General features: G+C 67.6%; 4 protein-coding genes. 3 read left to right on the top strand and 1 reads right to left on the bottom strand.

The window, feature by feature from the left end:
* Positions 1–730: 730 nt before the first annotated feature.
* Entirely contained in the window at positions 731–1,135 is a 405-nt protein-coding gene (locus ACLP25_RS00705) for a c-type cytochrome domain-containing protein (protein ID WP_442467330.1), read from the top strand.
* A gap of 102 nt (positions 1,136–1,237) precedes the next feature.
* Here ACLP25_RS00705 and ACLP25_RS00700 read toward each other — a convergent pair whose 3' ends face one another.
* Entirely contained in the window at positions 1,238–2,452 is a 1,215-nt protein-coding gene (locus ACLP25_RS00700) for an MFS transporter (protein WP_442467329.1), read from the bottom strand.
* A gap of 304 nt (positions 2,453–2,756) precedes the next feature.
* Between ACLP25_RS00700 and ACLP25_RS00695 the strand changes: the two genes are divergently transcribed.
* Positions 2,757–3,452: an AzlC family ABC transporter permease gene (locus tag ACLP25_RS00695; RefSeq protein WP_442467328.1), complete on the top strand. Its 696-nt coding sequence runs from the start codon at positions 2,757–2,759 to the stop codon at positions 3,450–3,452.
* Positions 3,445–3,675: AzlD domain-containing protein (locus ACLP25_RS00690; protein WP_442467327.1), on the top strand; the 231-nt coding region annotated here is incomplete at its 3' end. The genes ACLP25_RS00695 and ACLP25_RS00690, both read left to right, overlap by 8 nt.

Below are 3,675 nucleotides of genomic sequence, written 5' to 3'. Positions count from 1 at the left end.
TCTTCAATCATCCTGAGCGTGTCGCCGCCGAGAAGCTTAAAGTCCTCCTGGATTTTGACCTCGACGTTCGGGCGGTTCAGCTTGCGGCGCAGCTCGTCGCGATACGTCCCGAACTCGTCGGAGACGCAGGAGAGGAACAGCTTGACGTTTTCGGCCATGGCTCCCGCCAGGGATCGCCAGCGCGACCTTGGAGAACGTGGCACGCCGCCGCGCGGCTGGCAATGCGCTTGTCCGCGACATTTTGTTGCGGAAAAGCAGAAATCCCTGTATCGTCCCTTCATGCTGGCGTCAAGCGAAGCGAAGCGGTTCAATCGGCCTTTCGTCCGGGAGCGGTTCCTTGCGCGGGGAGAGGTCAGAGCGCGAAAAAAACTCGCGCAGGCTCGCGCGCAACCCTTTGAAAAGGCTCATTTCGGTCGAGAGAATCCAAGGAAATCCAAGAGAATCCAAACATCCAAAACCCGAGAATTTGCGGAGCCGCGAAGCAACCCCGCGGACGCCTGAGGAAATCCAAATGCCCGGCGGGACGGCTGCGGCGCGCCAAATCTCTTTGCCGGTCGGCTGGAAACGCCGCAATTTCGCGACACCGCGCCACATTGCCGACGGGCTTACCCAGCGCGCATCATTGCGGCCTGCGACTTGGCGCCGCTTTGCTGACGTCGGAGGCGTCTTGTCAGGTCCCTCGAAAGCTCCGTGCAAAGCAACCGGGTCGAAAGTGTCTAAGGAGAGCAAAATGAAGCGCCTAAGCGTCGTGACAGCCGGTCTCTTATTGGCCGACGGATTGGCCGTCGCCTGGGCTGCGGGACTGGCCCCGATCCCGCGCGCCTGCGCGGCGGGCGGAGGGATGAGCTACTCCGAGGATGTTGCTCCGGTCCTGAGGGGGTGGTGCGTGTCCTGCCATCAGCCGGGAGGCAAAGGCTTCGAAAAAACCGGGCTCGACCTCAGAACCTACGAAGGACTGATGAAAGGGACCACCTTCGGGCCGATGGTGGTCGCGGGCAAGCCGGACGAGAGCAACCTGATGAGGCTGGTCAACGGCGAAGCCAAGCTGCAAATGCCGTTCGAGCACAAGCCGCTGCCCGCCTGCGTCCGCCAGAACATCTGGTCGTGGATCTTCGAGGGCGCGAAGAACAATTGACCACGCTCCGCGTCGCCGCGCGAGCCGTTCCCGAATCCTTCTCCTCCCCCACACGGGGGGAGTAGACCGCCACCGCGGTTGTCGCTAGCGGGGCGACGCGCCTCACGCCGCCGCGAGCGCCGGCTCGCTTTTCGGGAAAGGCCTGAAGGTCGAGGCGATCAGGAAGGCGCCGATCCCCATCGCCCAGGAGCCGACATAGAGCCACTGGTAGCCGGCGAAGGCGTCGTAGATCATCCCTCCGGCCAGCGGCCCCGTCGCCATCCCCAAACTCCCGGCCATGGCCGTTCCGCCGATGACGGTCCCCATCATGCGCAGTGGAAAGTTCTCGCGCGCGAGAACGGCGTAGAGCGGCATGATCCCGGCATAGATGAACCCGAACACCGTCGCGACGGCATAGAACTCGCCCAAGCCCCGGGCGAACACATAGGCCAGCGCGCCGAACGCCTGCGCGAGAAGGCCGAGGACCAGAACGCGCCTAGCGCCGAACCGATCGCCGAGGAGACCGAAACCGATCCGCCCGCCCATGCCGGCAAGCCCCTCCACGCTGTAGATCGAGACGGCGGCGACGAGCGGAATCCCGCAGGTCTCCGCGTAGCTCACGGTATGAAAGATCGGGCCGGAATGGGTCGCGCAGCAGAAGAAGTTGGTCAGCACCAGCACGACGAATTGCGGCGACCGCAACGCCTGCGCGACGGACAGGGCGTCCTGCGGGTGGTTCGGCCCGGCGGCGCCGGCGTTCGCGCCGATCAGCGCCGGCGGCCGGCGCACCAGAAGCGCGGCCGGGATCATCAGCGCGGCGGCGACGGCGGCGAGGATCAGCAGCGTCGTCCGCCAGTCGTGGTTCGAAACCAGCCAGGCCGCGAGCGGCGACATGGTCATGGGCGCCATCCCCATCCCGGCCGAGACGAGCGAAACTGCGAGGCTGCGGTGCGTATCGAACCAGCCCGTCACGCATGTGATCATCGGCGCAATGATCGCCGCCGCGCTTCCGCCGATGAGGAGGCCGAACATCAACTGGAACGCAAGCAGCGACGGCGCCATGGACGCCAGAGCCAGGCTCGCGGGCAGGGCGATCGCGCCGATCAGCGCCACGGCGCGCGCGCCGATCCGGTCGGAGAGCCCGCCCCACGCCAAGCTGGCGAAAGCCATGGCGAGAAAGCCGATGGTCATCGCGCTCGAGACGCCCGTCACCGACCAGCCGGTGTTTTGGGCGACCGGCCGCAACAGGACGGGAAGCGAAAACATCGAGCCGATGGCGACGCAGCCCATCAGGCCCCCCGCGGCGACAATCACCCAGCGATAACGCGAACTGGCCATGGCGTTCGATGCCTCGAGAGACGTGATTGGTCCGACGGTCTCCGGGCTCAGTGGCAGAGAGCGAGCCCGACGGCGCGCCCCAGCCGAGAGCCTGAAACGCGGAATCGGCGCGGACAATCATTCAACCGGTTGGTTGAATATGAAGGACGACCCTCAGTTCGTCAACGGCTCGTTGAAGATCGGCCAGGAGCGGCAAAAAGCCGCCAGCTCGGATCGGACTCGCGGTCGCGCGCGTTTCAAGACGTCGCCTCGCGTTCCCGTCCTCGGGCCCGTAAGCCCCCGCGACCCACGAAGCGAAAGTCCCATGCCGACCGATTCTCCCGACGACGGCTTTTTCGCCGGCGCCCGCGACATCACGCCGCTCGCGCTCGGCGTCGCCGTCTACGGCCTCGCGTTCGGGCTCCTGGCGGCGCAGGCGGGATTCACGCCGCTTGAGATCGGCGTGATGGGCGTGGTCGTCTACGCCGGCAGCTCGCAGATCATCGCGACCCAGCAACTCATGGCGGGGGCCGGGCTCGCCGCCTCGGCCTTCGCCGGGCTCGCGCTCAATCTGCGCATTCTGCTCATGACGGCGTCGATCCGCGACGTGTTCGCGGGCCGGCAGCTGTGGCAGGCGGCGCTCGGCGCGCACCTGACCGCCGACGAGAACTGGGCGCTGCTCCTGTCGGCGCGGGCGCGCGGGCGCAAGGCCGGATACGCCTATCTCGCCGGCGGCGGCCTCACGCAGATGGCGGCGTGGTGCGCGTCAACCGTGCTCGGCGTCGTGTTCGCCCAGGCGATCCCGGAGCCGAAGGCGCTCGGCATGGACTTCGCCTTCACCGCCGCCTTCATCGCCATCGCGCGATCGCTGTGGCGCGGTCATCCCGACCTCCTGCCGTGGCTCGTGTCGATTGCGGTTGTGTTCGGCGGGGTGAAGCTCGCCGGGGCGCCGCCGCAATGGATGCTGGCCCTCGGCGGCCTCGCCGGGGCGGCGGTCGCGGGAGCGCGCCGCGATGGATGAGCGCTGGGCGCTCATCGGCGCGCTCGCCCTCGGCACCTTCACCATCCGCTTCGCCGGGGCGCGACTCGGCCAGGCGATCCCGCGCGAGGGTCCGGCGGCGCGCGCGCTGAATGCGCTTCCGGGTTGCCTGATCGTTTCGCTGGTCGCGACCTCGATGCTCACGGGCGGCTGGCGCGAGGGAACGGCCGGCGCCGTGGCGCTCGCCGCCGCCGTCGTCACGCGC

It is taken from the genome of Roseiarcus sp. (assembly GCF_052145395.1).
Taxonomy (GTDB): Bacteria; Pseudomonadota; Alphaproteobacteria; order Rhizobiales; family Beijerinckiaceae; genus Roseiarcus.
Note: the sequence above shows the minus strand (reverse complement) of the source record. Positions and strands in the feature narration are given on the sequence as shown.